The following is a 17,291-nucleotide window of genomic DNA, read 5'->3' as shown; positions in this document are numbered from 1 at the left end:
CATGATTAAACCAAGAAATAACCTAGCCTAGTTTCATTCTAATATCCATTTCATCAGTAGAATCAGGCATTGAGTCATGTTCTATGGCACTAATAAACCTGGTTTTGAACTGCTTACATGATTGAGAAGTATCCTGCTCTACCACTGCAGAAACAGAGTGAGGTGTAGTTGGCGGTACATCTGCTGATGGGGTAATGGTCAAAGTACTCGTTGGTTGAGGTAACTCGATGAAAACATCAAATCCAAACACATCATCCAAGTGACCTAAGGCATCATCCAGGGAATGTTGGCGATCATAAGCTTGTGCCAATTTCTCTACCAGGTCGGGGCTAGTTTTTAAAAAATCAACATCAACCATATCCGGACGATTGTCCTTAATGAGCACTAAAGCTTTAACCATTTTTACTGTTTCAGGATAAATTTCCGACCGCATTTTAAAAAAGGGATCATAGTCAGTTTTTAAAGAACGCCAACTATCAAGACTTGTCACGCTATGGCGGCGCACACGTTGTGAAAATTGTTTCTCCTGTCGTTGTTCTAATTGCATCGCCATTCCCACATCAATGCATACCACTTGACCGTCAGGAGTTCTGATGAAATTTGTTGGTGCTGTTGCGTCAGCAACTATTCTTCCAGTCTTGTTATAAATATCGACTAGAGCCTCTACCATATCCCTGTCAGATGCTTGCTCACCTGCTATAAAAGGACAAACCCATGCTATTCCCTGAGCAGTATCTAACAGTCTTGCCGGAGGCAAATCTGGGTTAAGCGCATTCCACAATCTTACAGAACGTTCTGGAGCATCTGTTTGGTTCATAATTTTTTGTATTTTTAAGACCTCGTTACCCTCGTCACTTAGATATACCCTATTAAATGTACCTTCTCCTAAAAAATGCCATCCATCAATCTGAGGAGGTTCCTGTGCATATGTCGCAGCAAGCGGAGTATCAGGAATCGGAGGGAGTACTACAGCGGGTTGCGGTGGCGTTGCAAAAACACTATCTAGAGACATGTCATCTAGCCGAGCAAGAGATTGAAGAGGAGAGAAATTTGTAGCTACTACGTTGTCAGCTTCTTTAGCCTCAGAATAACGTGGCGATGAAACTTCAGGTACAGATTGAGATACATTAGACTCTTCAACCCCAGAGGTGCCGGAAGCGGCTGAAGATACGGCTTGTGTGGTACCCGCCTCTAACTCACTCCCCGTATTCTCTACAACCTTTTTCGAGAGAGGACTCCATACTTTATCTTTAAAAAATAATTGACCACCCATAAGCCATTATCCATAATGATTTTCCATTATGGATAATTATAGAACCAATTAAAGAAAATGAGATTTCATTTGAATATTAATAGGATGACGTAGTTAAGAGTTTTTAGGGAGATGTAGGCTGGTGTTGGCTGCAACGAAACGATGCTCAGCACCAACCTACAGGCTTTTCTTGCGGCTTAACTCACTTTAAACGTATCAGATACCCCTTCATAAGAATAAATCTGTTGATCCCAACCAAATTTATAATGCCCTGAATGGTAAATACGGTAAGTACCTGCGGGAATATTCTTAGCGATTTTCCAATAGACATGTCCATAGGCATAGGCTATACCAATGCGCTCCCAGCGATAAACCGTATTAAAATCCCAATCATGGGCAATAGTTTCCCATTCACCGTTAGGAAGTAAATGTTGCACCTCCAAGAAGCCTTTCATCGTTTCTAAATTATTTCGTGGATGCCCTGCCCAAAAAGAAACATGGACAATATCGCCTGGTTGATATTCTTCTTGAGGTTGTTCATGCACACTACCAAATGGAATCAGCGGCCATTTATCATCAAACAAAACAGGAAAAATCAAACTTCCTGTATTAGAACTTAAATCTTCCGGTATAGGGCCTGTGTCCGTTTCCCGTTGATTCATCATATCGAGGGCTAAGCCTTTAAAACCCTGCAAATAAGCAGGTAAAGTCCATTTTCCAAAAACAGTAAAACCACCTTCATAATTTTGCTGACTATATTCCTCTGGCGTAGTGACATAACCCGCGTAAGAATTACTAAGTCCAGCAATAACCACATGTGAAACCTGTTCTTGAAAAGTATCTTTTAATAATTTTTTCAGCCTACGGCCTGACATGGTGGTAAACTCACCTGGAACACCCGCGATCACCAAATGACCAATTTTAAATAGCTGAATAGGCATATTGTGAGGAACCCAAGCGGGTTGATTCAGTCCAACGGCCAATAAAATTGGCTTAGGATGCTGACATTGAGCCATTTCTTGAGTAGGAGTAGCAATAATATTACGTAAAAAATTCACAAAAGAATCAGCTTCCAATTGGCCTTGGCTGAATAAAAAATCCAACCCTACACCATCCGAAGTTCCGGCACCAAAAGAATAACCCAAAGCAGCAGTGCAAGTGGATTCTTCTTGACTCCCCGTAAACTCGCTACGTACATTCGTATGTTCCATATCTAAGTATTGATGGCGATAGTCCAAACCCTCACCAATAGGTTCATTGGCATGAGTAAATAGCTCTTTAGCCTTTTTATATTGGCGTTTACCAATAACATAGGTATGTTGAATATCAACACAGGTCATTTCACCACAATTACCATCAGCAACCGTATCAAAAATATTAGGGCTAGCATCCCCTTCATTCGCCTGAGCAAAGGCCGCAACAAAAGTTTTGTTTTCAAGATAATTGCTATGCATCTCTTGTTCAAAGAGGTACGAAGCATAGCCTTTATTATCGCCACTAATCAGTGTATTTCCCTTACTCATTGATACACCATGGACTGCATGCCAATTAATCATACCAATTGGCTCGCCCTGATCATTAACTAACTTCAACAAAGTAAACGATTTATCCGTATTATGTTCATAAAGAGCCCGCTCTTCTTCAGGATTTTTTAAATAGGCTTTAATTGAACGGTTTTTAGTAGTATTCGTTAGTTCTGATTCCTCAATATAAATCGTACCGGGTTCCAAATTATTATGAGCGCGAATAATCGATTGGGTAATGCCGTTTACCACAACATCATAATTATCTTTATAAAAACCACGTGCAGTAAAATTATATAAGGTTTCAAAAGCATAACCGCCAGAACCCGCATGGGTATGCGTGGCACTGATCATTAAGTTTTTATCATTATAAAGCGTACCAAAATGCTCTTTTAGTTTTTTAACAACACCCTGTTTAACCGACTGAAAGGCCATGCCAAGATCTGCACTAACGAAAACTACTCGTTGATCATTAGTAGGCGAAGCAATAATAAAAGCACGCGACCATAAACGAGAATGAATCCCCTTAGTGAATTGCAACGGGGCCGCATAACCCATCATATTAATTTCTGCAGCAGCACCGGTAATATCATAAATCCCAGCACCAATTTGAAAAGGATAGCCCTCTGCGTAACTCGTATTGAATAGTAACAAACTAATTATATAGAATAATCTGAATCCCTTAGTTCTCCTTGAACTCATCTTTTCTCTCCTTAGAAATACTTTTAAATCAATGGAGTCACACTCCATTAATTTAAAATACTCTCACATTTTCTTTATGAAATCTTCTTCATCATCCATGTGTCACAACTGTAATGGCCTGTATCCCCCATAGGTTGTGACAGGTAATTAAATCCGACCTTACAATACAATGATATGGCTTGTGTCATATGAGATAAGGTTTCTAGGTACATCGTTTTATACAGTGATTTCGCCTCATTAATAGCCAGATTTAATAGCTCATTACCAAGTCCCAATCCCCTAGCCTCTTTATCTAAATACATTTTTCTTAATTCACAAATGTCAGGACTTGCACCAAGTAAAGGAGCAAATCCTACTCCACCAATAACCTTATTATCTTTTTGGACAATGTAGTATGACCTACCTTTTTCTTGATAAAACTCATACATTGAGCTTGTTTCTTCATCCATGTAGGCAAAGCCAGGTTTATTCGCGCCAAATTCACTTAATACTGATTTTATTAAAATACACAATTGCTCGTTATCTTGCGGCTCAACACGACGTATGGTTATTCCTTGAAAATCACGTGATTTTTTTAAGGCGCGACTGTAAAGCTGTAATCCCTCAATTATTTTCATTTGCTCCTCTGGTGCTACATAGTTCAATGCGGATAAAACCTGACTTCTGGCATTGGTATTAATCTCGCACACCTTCTCCAATCCAAGGCTAGTCAGATAGATGGGTTTATTTCTTTTATCATGCTCCGCTTCATAAAAATCAACATATCCAAGAGCGACTAAAGACTTAACTAGCCGGCTTACGTACGACTTATTAATTCTTAAATTTTTCGCTAAAAACTGCTGATCAATAGACCCATGGCGATCACATTCCAACAATAAATGAATTTGAGCAAAATTTAAATTTTCATTTTTTGTGGATTCATTTAAAAATCCAAATTCACGTATAAGCTCTCGTGAATAAAATCTTAACTCATCAATTTCCTCTAAATTCATAAATCACCTCAATCAGTTTCATAATGAAACTATATAGTGATTATGGAAACTATTCAATGATTACTCCTAGGTGGGATTTTTAACCTGAGTGCCGCAGTCTAAACAGAACATTCCATTTAAAACAACATGAAGTAATTTTATAGGACAGATGTGGTCAACCAAAATGTTACACCCCAGTTAAGCAACTCTCATTAAAAAATCATTCTGTTTTTCAAATTGATTTGGGCTTAAATATCCTAAATAAGAATGCAATCTGTGGTGTTTTATTTTTTAATCATGAAAACGCCCTGTCGCCTCCCATAACTGACTTCAATGCCACGAGATAATAAGCTATCTGCAACATCTCGGTAACTGTTATTAAATCTATGACAACTCCACACCGCAACACTAATAAACTCTACTGGGAAATGGTATGGAGCATTATCTCTTAACTGGGATGTACAGATCCATTAGACCGCATCACTAAATAATGGAGCAAAACAAAAACCAGGTAGGGAACTCCATAAAATTTGGCACGAACTAGAAAAAACTGAGATATGATTAAGGAATTAATGGACGCTTTTTGCCCATAATTGGCATTGATTCCATACAACTTCCTGCAAAGAACTCTTTTCATTATAAATAGTTCTCAATTCTTCAGCATCATTTTTTTTATTTTTTATAGTCTCCTCTAGCAAAAGAAGAAATTTCTCTGTTTGTAGTTTAGAAGCATATTTTTTTATTCTTTTTACGGTATCCAGTATGTCTTGATCAATTAAATGATGTTTTTCATTAGCAACATCAATAATATCTCCATTAAATCCATATCTGCTGGCCTGAAAGTAATTATAATCATAAAAAGAATATAAAGTGGGACAAATTTCTATAGGCTTTTCTTCTAAGAGATAGAAAGCTAAGGTTTGCACATACGCAGCGATTAAAATTGCGGTATTTAATGTTAAAGGGGTATCACAAACCCTAACTTCTACTGTGCCAAAAGAGGGCTGAGGTCTAATGTCCCATAAAAAATCTCCCAACTCGTTTACGACCCCTAAATCACGCATTTTATAAAAATAGTTAGAAAAATCCGACCAGCTTTTAAAAAAAGGAATGACTCCACTAAAGGGAAAAGCCTTAAAAAGAGTTGATCGTGCCGAAACAAATCCAGTATCAACTCCTTGATAAAAAGGTGATGAGGCTGCAATTGCAATAAAATGAGGTACAAAACGTGAAAGTGCATGTATTAAATACAGTGCATGCTCCGCATTATTACAGCCTATATGAACATGTTGACCAAATACAGTCGCTTGTTGCGCTAGAAATTTATATTTTCTACCAAAGGAAGCAATTTTTTTATTTTTAACATAGAGCTCTTGCATATTCCACTGGTGAAAAGGATGTACCCCTCCTCCACAGAAAGAAATGTCTAACGCTGAAGCTTGCGCCAATAAAAAACCATATAATTTTTGAAACTCTCGATGTAAGTCAGCGACGTTATAATGAATGGAAGAATTAATCTCAATCATACTTTGAGTAAGTTCAGGCTTGATTTGTTGTTGATACGGGCTTCCCTGAATGTTTTCCAAAACTTCACTGGCACGCGAAATTAAGGACAATGATTCCGGATTAATAATTTGAAACTCCAGTTCCATGCCAATTGAGAAATTTGAGGACTCTTTAAAGAGTAATTCTTTCATACTATATCCTTATCTCAAGTTACGTCATTTTTGTAAATAGGAAAAAGCAAACATTGCCTGAGTGGGATTCTGTATTGATTTACTTTGCTTGTAATGCCCCACTCTTTTATCAATTGCGTTTTCTTTAAGCTTCATTAAAGTGTAGAAGAATAAATGAACAAAAAATCAAAAAGCCAACATTTCTATCTAGGCTATAATATAAGAATGCTAGGTTTTTTGATGTATCACAAAATAGAAGCGAGAAGCGTATGTGCCGATTCGTAGCCTATATTGGAGAAAAAGACATCTTATTATCCGAGCTTTTAATTAAGCCGAGCAATTCTCTTGTGAAGCAAAGCCTTATTTCCAGAGAATCAAGGACGGTAACTAATGGAGATGGATTTGGTTTGGGGTGGTATACTTCCTATAATAAAACGCCAGCCCTATTTACCTCATTATTTCCTGCATGGAACGATCAAAATTTAAAATATCTTGCAAAAAATACACGAGCATCTCTTTTCTTTGGACACATAAGAGCTGCAAGTACAGGTGGTATTTCTCAATTTAATTGCCATCCATTTATCTATAAAAATTGGTTGTTTATGCATAATGGATGGATTCCCTATTTTAAAAAGGTAAGACGCGACATTCAAAATTTATTAGATGATGATATTTATAATTGGATAAAAGGAACCACCGACTCGGAGTTAATTTTTGCTTTATTTTTGCAATTGGCAAAAAAAATGAAAATTAGAAATGCAAATGACATCCAAGCAACCTTATTAGAGGCATTACATATCATTAATAACTTAGTGAATGAGCATTATAAAAATGGAGTGTGCTATTTTAATATTTGCATTACTAATGGAAAATACACTGTTGCTTTTCGTTATTGCACCTCAGCTCAAGCTAAGCCTGAAACCATGTATTTCTTTGAAGATCCGATTACAAAGCATGTGATTATCACCTCCGAAAAACTATCTTCCAAGGACATGAAATGGATAGCAATCCCACGCAATACTGGCTTGTTAGTTGATCCCGAATTTAACATTTCGCTAAAAGAGCTTTCCTAGTAATAGCCGAAAACGTAAGTTAGATTTCCTCCCTTCACGCGCATAGAGTAAAGCAACTGCACGACCTATCCCGGAATCACCGCCTGTTATCAATGCTACCTTATTTTTTAATTTTCCAGCGGGTTTATAAGAATCAGACTGATAGTGTGGCTTAGGATCCATTTTAGCTTCAATTCCAGGGGGGGTAATATGTTGTGGAGGAAATGGGGGGGTTGGCTTATGGGTCATGATATGAGCCTCCTTGCCTTGTAAGATTTATGTTTTTAACCTCGTCGATAATTCATGATGCTTATGTGCCAGTTTCTAACAATCAGAAACTGGCAATTCCATTAATTAATAATTGCGATATTTTTCCCATTTTGAGGTCAAATTACTCTCGGGTAACGTTTCATTAACCCCTAAAGCAATCCCACCCGATTGGATTTCTGTTTCAATCACCTTGGCCTTATCTTCCGAGATTCCCCAACCAATAAGAGAACCGACTAACCCCCCAGTAATCCCCCCTGCTCCAGCCCCAGCGAGTCCAGCAGCAATGGGACCAGCTACGACCAATCCTAAGCCCGGAATAAGAAGACTTGTCCCGAGAGCAGCTAATGCTCCTACAATTCCACCTAAAGCGGCGCCTGTTGTTCCACCAACAGCCAATCCTTCAGATGCCTTAGAGCCTTCTTTCACTAAAACCGAATTGTAATATTTTTTTCTGGAATCTTCTGACATCATAACCGTTATGTCTTGAGGTGAATATCCAGCATCAATGGCTTCTTGATATGCCTTTTCGGCTGCTTCAGGAGTGTTAAATACTTCTGTGGTAATATGCATGTCTTTGTGTTCGTTCATGGTTTGCTCCTTGATTAATTAATTGAGTTATCCTTCCTTTTTTATGCCCACAATGGCTAAGTATAGACCAAATACTTCACTGATTCGAAACCTTTTTCGCTTAAAAAATAGATTAGTTCAACTATACGTCAGGAAAATATCTAATAAAAACATAGGGTAATTGAATAATGGATTGTTCTTAAATCTTGAATGACAAGCTCTTAAGAACCTGTCATTCAGAAGCTGCATTAATTCTCTTTATAGCAATAAATTTCCTTGTCACCCGTATTGACTGGCTTTAATACTAAAGGCTCGTCACCACCTCCTTCCACCTTATTCATAAGACAACGGTAGCCAGAAAACGTATAATAGTAATTACCCTCAGGCATTAAATATCCTTTTTGTGTGGTGTATGTTTTACTGTCCTCATCTACGGTTATAGGAATACTTTTCCATGTATTGGTTTGGGTATTAATTATATTTTCGGCAAAAGCAGAAGAAATAAATAATGTAAATAGCGCACCTAGAATAGTTTTTTTCATTAAAATCTCCTTGTAATATTTACATCCTTAACTACTCGGTAAACGTCCTCATAAACTATAGTATGAAATATTGATTTGTGCTTAATTGATAAGCACATCGATCAAAATAGGTAGGATCCCTAAGAAACTATTTTTAAATATTCGCAAATGTTCATAGATAAAATTCACCTCCATCCAAAGTTTTTCCTTATAAGTTATAAAATTATCTTTTAGTTTGTAATTATAGACTTCCAGCACTTTATTGGCTTAATTAAAGACACATTGGCCAATTAAATTTTTGCAATATAAATTAAAACAGCTATTCTCAATGGATAACCTGTCTTTTTAATGGACATTTTTTTGCAAGGAGTGCAAATGAATAATATTAAAGGGATAATATTTGACATGGATGGAGTGGTTACGCAGACAGCTACTCTTCATTTTGAAGCTTGGAAAACCACATTAGATGAGTTTTTACTCGAACTAAATCCTACCGAAAATAAACTATTTACCGAGGAAGATTATTTTTATTACTTAGATGGTATGCCTCGAAATGAAGGTCTTTCTAATTTCTTAACTTCTCGCAAAATTACATCGTATAACCATCAAGCAAAATGGATCAGACAATTGTCTGATAAAAAAAATAAATATTTTCAAAAATTATTAAAAAAACAACCGGTAGATTATTTTTCTGATACCCTACAATTTATTGAGTTTCTTTTGCTCCATAAGTATCAAATTGCTCTAATATCTTCCAGCAAAAACTGTGTTCCTATTTTGCAAAGTGCCAACATTGAGCACCTCTTTCCTGTATATGTAGATGGAATTATTTCGGAACAATTAAATATTGCAGGAAAACCAGAGCCTGATATTTTTCTTGAAGCGGCAAAGCGATTAAAATTGCCACCTCAAGAATGTTTAGTTATTGAAGATGCACTATCTGGAGTAAAAGCTGCTAAAAATGGGCAGTTTGGAAAAGTTATCGCACTCGATAGAAACAAGAAACTATATCCTCAATTTCTTGAGTTAAAACCGGATTACATTCTTCCTGACCTATCCAAAGCACAACAACTTTTTAATATTGAAATCCGCCACAAACAGCCAATGTACGGATTAACCGCTCTACCTTCTATTCACCGCCTGATGAAACATTGTTATCAATTTATCATTTTCTTAGATTATGACGGCACCCTTACGCCCATTGTAGAGAGACCTGAACAGGCGATTTTATCTCCCTCCATGCACGATTGCCTCAATAGCCTTTCCCAAGAATATCTAACCGTGATAATAAGCGGCCGGGAGCTTAATGATTTAAAAGGGCATATTAAGATTTCTACCCTTTTTTATTCAGGAAATCATGGTCTTGAATTCATCGGGCCTCAATCTTATTATCAAATGGGCGCCGAGTTTAAAGAAGAAATCGGTGAACTCTACGACTGTCTATCCCAAAAACTTAAACAAATTTCTGGCTGTCTTATTGAAAATAAGACCTTCTCACTCTCTGTGCATTATCGTTTAGTAGATAACGAAAACGTGAAATTAATCGAAAAGCAAATTGATGCGGCTTTAGCAAATTACCCCCGATTAAAAAAGCATTACGGCAAAAAAGTATATGAAATCAGACCCAATATATTATGGAATAAAGGCATTGCATCTAATGCTATTTTAGAAAAGTTTAAATTAAATAATCCTCATTTAATCCCCATATATATTGGTGATGATGTGTCTGATGAGGATGCATTTGAAGTTTTTCAAACGAAAGGGATCACTATTAAAGTAGAACAAAATCCCTCAGATACTAAAGCAAATTATTTTTTAAATTCACCTTTAGAAGTACAAAGGTTTCTAACCCAACTATCTTTCTTAAAGGAAATTTAATATGAATCCATGGATAATAAGCTATAGAAGTTTTAATGATTCTTCCATTCGCTTGAAGGAAACTCTTTTTACTTTAGGGAATGGCTATGTGGCTACCCGAGGAACATTTGAAGATAGTAAAAACCCCATTCATTATGCGGGAACTTATTTAGCCGGGGGATACAATCGAAATATAAGCCAAATCGCTAATCAAAATTTAATTAATGAAGATTTAGTTAATTGTCCTAATTGGCTACCCCTAACATTTAAGGTGGAGGAAGAGGATTGGTTCGAAATAGCGGATGTTACTCTGTTATCTTTTAAGGAGATGCTCCACCTCAAAAAAGGACTTCTAAAGCGCTCATACCGAATACGTGACATGAAAGGACGTATATTTGTCATCAATAGTTTACGTTTTTTAAGTCAACATAATCCCCATTTAGGAGGTATTCGCTACAGTATCACCTCTGAAAACTGGTCTGGAAAAATAACCATTCGCTCCTCTCTTTATGGTGAAGTAATAAATAATGGTGTTCCTCGCTACCAGGAATTAAATTCTCAACACCTTGAAATAACCAATAAGGGGATTAGCGAAGAAAAATATCTTTACCTTCAAGCAAGGATGCTGCAATCGCATCTTGAAATTTCAGAAGCCATAACAACCAAAATATATAAGAACCACCAATTACTGAATTGCTCCACGCAAATAAAAGAAGAAACACATAATATTCATGTAGAATTTGAACTGATTTTAGAGCCATATCAAAAAATAACTGTTTACAAATTAATAAGTATTTTCCACTCAAAAGATTGTGGCATTTCGGAAAATTTATACGATGCAATCAAGCTACTTACTTGTAATAGCAATTATAAGCAGCTCCTAAAACAGCATATGCTTGCCTGGTCTTCATTATGGGATAGAGCGGATGTGAAAATTGAAGGAGCGCCCCAAATACAACAATTGATTCGCTTTCATATTTTTCATACCCTGCAATCTTTATCAAAGCACAGCATTCATGTCGATTGTGGAGCACCTGCTCGAGGATTGCATGGTGAAGCCTATCGAGGCCATGTATTTTGGGATGAACTCTTTATTTTACCCTTCTTTTTTTTCAATTTTCCAGAAATTGCTCGCTCCCTACTGATGTACCGTTATCACCGTTTAAATTCTGCACGACTATTAGCCCATGAAAATGGTTTTCAAGGAGCGATGTTTCCTTGGCAAAGCGCTAGTAATGGTGAGGAAGAAACACAGAAAGTTCATTTAAATCCTAAATCAGGAAAATGGGGACCAGATCAAAGCTCTCGCCAAAGGCATGTAAATATGGCGATTGCCTATAACATTTGGAATTACTATGTAATAACAAATGACGAAGAATTTTTACACGAATATGGCGCGGAAATCATTCTTGAAATAGCCAAGTTTATTAATAGTATGACGATTTATAACCCTTCACGGAATAAATTCGAAATTCATGGGGTGATGGGGCCAGATGAATATCATGAGCAAGGAATGGATCCTAATGAAATCGGATTAAAAAATAACACCTATACCAACATCATGGCTGTCTGGGTATTAGAAAAGGCTCTTGAACTAAAAAATATCTTAACTCAAAACCAATATCACTATTTGGTTGCTCTTTTAGGTATTAAAGAATCAGAGACGAACCGATGGAAAAACATTATAAAAAATATGTTTATTCCGTTTCATGAGAATGTTTTAAGTCAATTCGAAGGCTATGAACATCTCAAACCCTTTGATTGGGCCACCTATCAAAAAAAATACGCGCTGTGTGAGCGATTAGACAGAATTCTTAAAGCAGAAGATAAAAATTCTAACGAATATCAAATCGCCAAGCAACCCGATACCCTGATGCTCTATTATCTTTTGGAGGAAAAAGAACTAATACGCCTGTTTCATCAATTAGGATACGAGTATTCGGATGAGACTACCCGTCGTACCATCGATTATTATTTATCACGAACCTCTCATGGTTCCACCTTAAGTAAAATGACCCTCGCCTCCATTCTTATAGATAAAAACATGTCTTTAGCCAAAAAACTATACCAAGAAGCTTTAAACAGCGACATTGAGGATACTCAAGGAGGTACTACCGAAGAAGGAATTCATCTCGGGGTAATGGCAGGCACCATTTCTTTATTAACAAAGAATATCAGCGGAGTTAATTTCTATCCTCATTATTTCAGTTTAAATCCTCAACTTCCTTCTTGGATCAAACGGTTAACGTTCAAGCTGGTTTATCATCAAAATTTATATGAAATTGAATTATTTCAAACAGGATGTAGCGTTAAATTAATAAACCAGAGAACAAATAATTTAAAAATTTTAATTAAAGGTAAGTTATTTCCTGTGTTACTAAATAAAAAAATTACCATTTTCTACCAAGAAATATCTTCAAGTACGTGCATTTGATTAGTGAGAAAATAAAGAACGTAATTCTCATAGGAAGTAGTATTTCTACTCAAAAGGAATTATATATGATCACTGTAGAGAAAGAATGGCTTGAGTTTTTGGAACAAAAACCCCAGTGGGATGGCCCCCAACGAAGAACAATTCTTTTAACACCTCACCCTGATGATGAAACATTAGGGGCAGGAGGCTTAATTGCGGATTTACGCAAAAAAAATATCGACGTATCAATTATTGCTATTACTGATGGGGAAAATTCTTGTCCGCAAAACCCCAATATACGCACCATAAGACAGCAGGAACAGGAACAAGCCCTGCAACTCTTAGGGGTGAGTAAAAAAAACATTATACGCCTGAAATTAAAGGACAGCTCGGTCACACTTGCTGAAGAAGAGTTAGAGCATTTACTTTTACCATTAATTCATAAAAAAGATCACATACTGTCTCCATGGCTAGGCGACTATCATTCGGATCATGAAGCCGTAGGTCGTGTGGCTTTAAAGATTGCCCAGCAAAAAAAGGCACAGTTAAGTTTTTATTTTTTTTGGACTTGGCATTATTCATCGGTTAAAGATTTAGAGAAATTTGCCCTCCAAACCTATTTATTAAGCGATGAATCATTTTATTTAAAACAAAATGCATTAAGTTGTTATGCCTCTCAGTATGCGGAAGAGTCTGGTAGAGCGATTTTACCTCCTCATCTATTAATCCCGGCTCAACGCCCTTTCGAGGTGTATTTTCCTTATGAATATTAACGCTGAATTTTTCGAAATGATGTATCAAAATAATCCAGACCCATGGCGATTTGCTTCAAACGCTTACGAATTAAATCGGTATGAGAAAATTTGCGACATTGTTCGTAATCAACGCCCTCATTATATTTTTGAAGCGGGATGTTCTATAGGTATTTTAACAGAAAAACTAGCTCAGATAGCTCAATTTGTTGAGGCGATTGATATCTCCCATACTGCCGCCACAATAGCCCAAAAAAGATGCCATGCATTAGCCAATGTTAAAATCCAATGTGATTCCCTAAGCAATTATGTGGCTAACCCCAATACGGATTTATTTATTTTAAGTGAGATTGGGTATTATTTTTACCCAGAGGAATGGGAGAATATTATTAAAAAAATTCTTATCAGTAAAACCTCCTCATTTCATCTTCTCGCTTCTCATTGGTTAGGAACGTCATCAGATCACATACTCAGTGCAGATGAAGTGCATTCTATAATTTGTTCCTTAAACGTTTTTCAATTAAAACGAAGCGTGCGTACCAAGGATTTTCGCTTAGACTATTGGGAAAAAAATAATGATTAAACATATTTGCATTCTCATTCCAGCTAAAAATGAAGAAAAACTTCTACCCCGATGCCTTTATTCCATTATTAACGCGACCCAATTACTCCCTAAATCAATTCACACAGATATAATTTGTTGCGTTGATTCCTCGAGCGATAATACGTTTAAAATAGCCCAAAATATTATTGGCCCGCAGGGAATTGTTTTAGAAATTAGCGAAGGTAATGTAGGCTTTGCCAGACGATATGCTACAGAAGAAGCTCTTAATCGTTATCAAGGCTCATTAGAGGCCTGTTGGTTGGCCAATACGGATGCTGATTGCGAAGTCCCCAAAAATTGGCTCGCCAATCACATCCTATGGGCAAATCAAGGAACTCATGCCCTTGCAGGGATTGTCAAAGTAGACTCCTATTCCGAACATGAATCCCAAGTTCCAGAATTATTTCAAAATCAATACATAATTTATGAAGATGATTCCCACCCTCATATTCATGGTGCCAATCTGGGTATACGCGCCGATGTTTACCTAAGAACGGGCGGCTGGAAACCGCTGGTTACAGCGGAAGATCATGATCTCTGGAATAGAATGAAAACCTTAAGCTTGAATTTAAAATCACATGCTGATTGTTTTGTAATTACAAGTGGTCGCAAACAAGGACGTGCCCCTCATGGATTTGCGGAAAAACTAACCTCATTCAATGGACGAAACTATGGACAATTTAGAGAGTGAAGTACGTAAACTAGTACAACAAACCGACCTCCTACCTAAAAAAATCAATCCTATAGAGCGTTTATTACATTTATTTAATGTAGGCCATATGGGATTATCTTTAGCAAAGCTTGCAGAAGCTCATTGGGATGCACTAGCAATCTTACATGAGGCCAATCATCCGATCAAAAAAAATGCCTTATATGCCGTATGGGCATCCGAAATACCTCACAATCTGTTAACTCTCAATAAGAAAAACACTCTATGGGTTCTTAACGGAACTAAAATGTTTTGTAGTGGCGCAGGAATTGTAGACCGGGCATTAATTACTTCTGAAGGATGGCTCCTTGACGTGGATTTAACTCAGCCTTCATCCAAAGAACATATTGAGATAAACAATGACTCCTGGATTACTTCTGCGTTTAGAGACACTAATACCGCCACCCTGACGTTTACCAATTTTCCAGTGGAGGATAAAAGCTTTATTAAAAATAAAGGATGGTATCTTGCACGCGATGGATTTTGGCAAGGAGCTTTAGGTCCAGCTGCATGTTGGGGTGGAGGTGCTGCGGGGCTTGTTGAGTATAGTCTAAACAATTCTCGACAAGATGCTCATACACTAGCTCATATTGCTGCAATGGAATCCAATATTTGGACGATTCGTTGTGTTTTAGAAAGTTCAGGAAAAGAAATAATGGAGGGATTAAACTTCATGCAGCTCCACCAATTAGCATTAAGGACACGACATATAATAGAACAACTGTGTACCAATATTTTAACTCGTTTTGCCCGCACCTATGGTCCCTTTCCTTTAGCCTGTGATGCATTAATTCATCAACGTTATGAGGAGCTTAACTTATTCTTACGCCAAAACCATGGCGAACGAGATTTAGAATCCTTGGGAAGGACTTATAAACAGATTCAACAAAATTAAAAGAACTTGATTATGGAAAGTACTAAGTCAGGGTCTAGCAATGTAAGATTATACCTGGCCAGAACTATTTTATTTTTAGCTTATTCTGAGCAGATTAGAAAACGGATTCCTAAAAGCTCAATCTGAATATTAAAGGGAAATAAAATGAAAAAAGTTAAACTGTTTCGTAATTTAGGCCCTGGATTAATAACAGGTATTTCAGATAATGATCCTTCTGGAATCGCCACATGCGCTCAATCAGGCGCTAAATTTGGTTTTGGACAATTATGGTCTGTTTTACTTATGCTTCCTCTAATGACCGCAATTCAGGAAATGTGCGCGCGAATTGGTGCCGTTAATAGCAAAGGGCTTGCTGGAGTAATTAAAAAACAGTATGGAAACAAAATATTATTTCCTCTCGTTATCAGTTTATTTATCACCAATACCATTAATTTAGGCGCTGATTTGGGTGCGATGAGTGCCGCATTAAAACTTCTTTTACCTATAAATGAATTCATTGGATTAGCATTGTTTAGCGTGCTAACACTTTTTTCTATTATTTATTTCCCCTATGATAAATACGTGAAGATACTAAAATGGTTGTGTTTATTTATTTTAATTTATCCTATCTCCCTTTTTATTGTAGATACACCTTGGTTAGAGCTTTTAAAACGCACCTTTATTCCTCATATTACCTTCTCTAAAGAATATTTTTTTATGCTCACAGCCCTATTTGGAACCTCCATTTCTCCGTATATGTTTTTTTGGCAAGCCGCTCAAGAAGCAGAGGAAAATCATAAGAACAAAAGAGCTCATAAATTTACCCGCATGACGATAACGAAATTATCTTTGCTACGTAAAGATAATTTCATTGGTATGTTATTTTCTCAAATATGCACCTGGTCTATTATTGCTGTAATTGGTATTACTTTACATACTCATGGAATTCAAAATATTGCTACTGCTGCGGATGCTGCCAAAGCATTAGAACCCATAGTCAAGGGATTTCCTCATGCGGGATATATCGCTAAACTTATTTTTTCTATCGGAATTATTGGTCTTGGATTGATGAGTATTCCTATATTAGCGACCTCCTCCTCTTATGCTATTGCGACCATATTTCGCTGTAAAAATGGGCTGTTTTATCCATGTGATGAAGCCAAAAGTTTCTATGGAATTATTATTCTCTCCTTCTTTGTAGGCTTCCTGTTAAATATTTTGCATATTGACCTAATAAGCGGATTGATTATCGCCGCGGTATTGAACTGTATTGTGGCATTGCCCCTTATTTATTTAATTATTCTTATTTCCAATAATGAGAAAATTATGGGTAAATTTAAAAATAAAATACTCGCCAATGCATTAGGATGGCTTACTTTGATTTTAATGACTGTATCCACGCTATTAATGTTTTACTCTTTTTTCTTCCATTAGAGAACGCGTAAAATAAATTTTATATTTTAAGAGTTGAAGAGGACAAGATGTTAGGAAATAGAATTTGTGGTTACAATTCAAGATTCAAGCCCCTACCCCTCTGCTAAATTAAAT

14 protein-coding genes and 1 pseudogene are annotated in these 17,291 nt (G+C 36.7%); 8 read left to right on the top strand and 7 right to left on the bottom strand.

The genetic code is table 11. The features are described from left to right. Nucleotides 1-22: 22 nt before the first annotated feature. The 4 genes from J2N86_RS14330 to J2N86_RS14315 form a co-directional block, all read right to left on the bottom strand. Entirely contained in the window at nt 23-1,273 is a 1,251-nt protein-coding gene (locus J2N86_RS14330) for a hypothetical protein (RefSeq protein ID WP_252582664.1), read from the bottom strand. Nucleotides 1,274-1,449: 176 nt separating this feature from the next. Beyond that, nucleotides 1,450-3,477 carry a neutral/alkaline ceramidase gene (locus J2N86_RS14325; protein WP_252582663.1) on the bottom strand — a complete coding sequence of 676 codons (2,028 nt, stop codon included), beginning with the start codon at nt 3,475-3,477 and terminating at the stop codon, nt 1,450-1,452. Nucleotides 3,478-3,551: 74 nt separating this feature from the next. Then, nucleotides 3,552-4,469 carry a bifunctional helix-turn-helix transcriptional regulator/GNAT family N-acetyltransferase gene (locus tag J2N86_RS14320; RefSeq protein WP_252582662.1) on the bottom strand — a complete coding sequence of 306 codons (918 nt, stop codon included), beginning with the start codon at nt 4,467-4,469 and terminating at the stop codon, nt 3,552-3,554. Nucleotides 4,470-5,017: 548 nt separating this feature from the next. After that, nucleotides 5,018-6,145 (bottom strand): YbdK family carboxylate-amine ligase, encoded by a 1,128-nt coding sequence (locus tag J2N86_RS14315; RefSeq protein ID WP_252582661.1) that lies wholly within the window; start codon nt 6,143-6,145, stop codon nt 5,018-5,020. 248 nt (nt 6,146-6,393) lie between these two features. Between J2N86_RS14315 and J2N86_RS14310 the strand changes: the two genes are divergently transcribed. After that, on the top strand, nt 6,394-7,197 hold the full coding sequence (locus J2N86_RS14310; protein WP_252582660.1) for a class II glutamine amidotransferase: 804 nt from the start codon (nt 6,394-6,396) through the stop codon (nt 7,195-7,197). A gap of 30 nt (nt 7,198-7,227) precedes the next feature. On the opposite strand, the pseudogene J2N86_RS14305 reads toward J2N86_RS14310, so the two are convergent. The 3 genes and pseudogenes from J2N86_RS14305 to J2N86_RS14295 all read right to left on the bottom strand — a co-directional run. Then, a pseudogene (locus J2N86_RS14305) lies at nt 7,228-7,425 on the bottom strand (short-chain dehydrogenase); the annotation flags it as partial. A gap of 105 nt (nt 7,426-7,530) precedes the next feature. Next, nucleotides 7,531-8,034, bottom strand: coding sequence for a hypothetical protein (locus J2N86_RS14300; RefSeq protein ID WP_252582659.1), 504 nt, complete (start codon nt 8,032-8,034; stop codon nt 7,531-7,533). A gap of 227 nt (nt 8,035-8,261) precedes the next feature. Further along, the gene (locus J2N86_RS14295; protein WP_252582658.1) at nt 8,262-8,555 is read right to left on the bottom strand and encodes a hypothetical protein; all 294 of its coding nucleotides are present in this window, start codon (nt 8,553-8,555) and stop codon (nt 8,262-8,264) included. Between the two features lie 354 nt (nt 8,556-8,909). On the opposite strand from J2N86_RS14295, the gene otsB reads away from it, so the two are divergent. From otsB to J2N86_RS14260, 7 genes are all read left to right on the top strand, one after another. Further along, nucleotides 8,910-10,412, top strand: a complete 1,503-nt coding sequence (gene otsB / locus J2N86_RS14290) for a trehalose-phosphatase (protein WP_252582657.1) — start codon at nt 8,910-8,912, stop codon at nt 10,410-10,412. Between the two features lies 1 nt (nt 10,413). Continuing rightward, complete coding sequence (locus J2N86_RS14285) at nt 10,414-12,825, top strand: glycoside hydrolase family 65 protein (protein WP_252582656.1); 2,412 nt, start codon at nt 10,414-10,416, stop codon at nt 12,823-12,825. Between the two features lie 65 nt (nt 12,826-12,890). Next, complete coding sequence (locus J2N86_RS14280; protein ID WP_252582655.1) at nt 12,891-13,577, top strand: PIG-L deacetylase family protein; 687 nt, start codon at nt 12,891-12,893, stop codon at nt 13,575-13,577. Further along, nucleotides 13,567-14,139: an SAM-dependent methyltransferase gene (locus J2N86_RS14275; protein ID WP_252582654.1), complete on the top strand. Its 573-nt coding sequence runs from the start codon at nt 13,567-13,569 to the stop codon at nt 14,137-14,139. Before J2N86_RS14280 ends, J2N86_RS14275 begins: the two co-directional genes overlap by 11 nt. Further along, complete coding sequence (locus J2N86_RS14270) at nt 14,132-14,851, top strand: glycosyltransferase (RefSeq protein ID WP_252582653.1); 720 nt, start codon at nt 14,132-14,134, stop codon at nt 14,849-14,851. Before J2N86_RS14275 ends, J2N86_RS14270 begins: the two co-directional genes overlap by 8 nt. Further along, nucleotides 14,832-15,764, top strand: coding sequence for an acyl-CoA dehydrogenase family protein (locus J2N86_RS14265; protein ID WP_252582651.1), 933 nt, complete (start codon nt 14,832-14,834; stop codon nt 15,762-15,764). The genes J2N86_RS14270 and J2N86_RS14265 overlap by 20 nt, the downstream gene beginning before the upstream one ends. A 144-nt stretch (nt 15,765-15,908) precedes the next feature. Next, nucleotides 15,909-17,177, top strand: a complete 1,269-nt coding sequence (locus tag J2N86_RS14260) for an NRAMP family divalent metal transporter (RefSeq protein WP_252582650.1) — start codon at nt 15,909-15,911, stop codon at nt 17,175-17,177. Nucleotides 17,178-17,291: the final 114 nt, after the last annotated feature.

Origin of the sequence: Legionella lytica, assembly GCF_023921225.1 — a bacterium.
GTDB classification, from domain to species: Bacteria; Pseudomonadota; Gammaproteobacteria; order Legionellales; family Legionellaceae; genus Legionella; species Legionella lytica.
The sequence above is the reverse complement of the archived record's forward strand: the minus strand, read 5'-3'. Positions and strand labels throughout refer to the sequence as shown.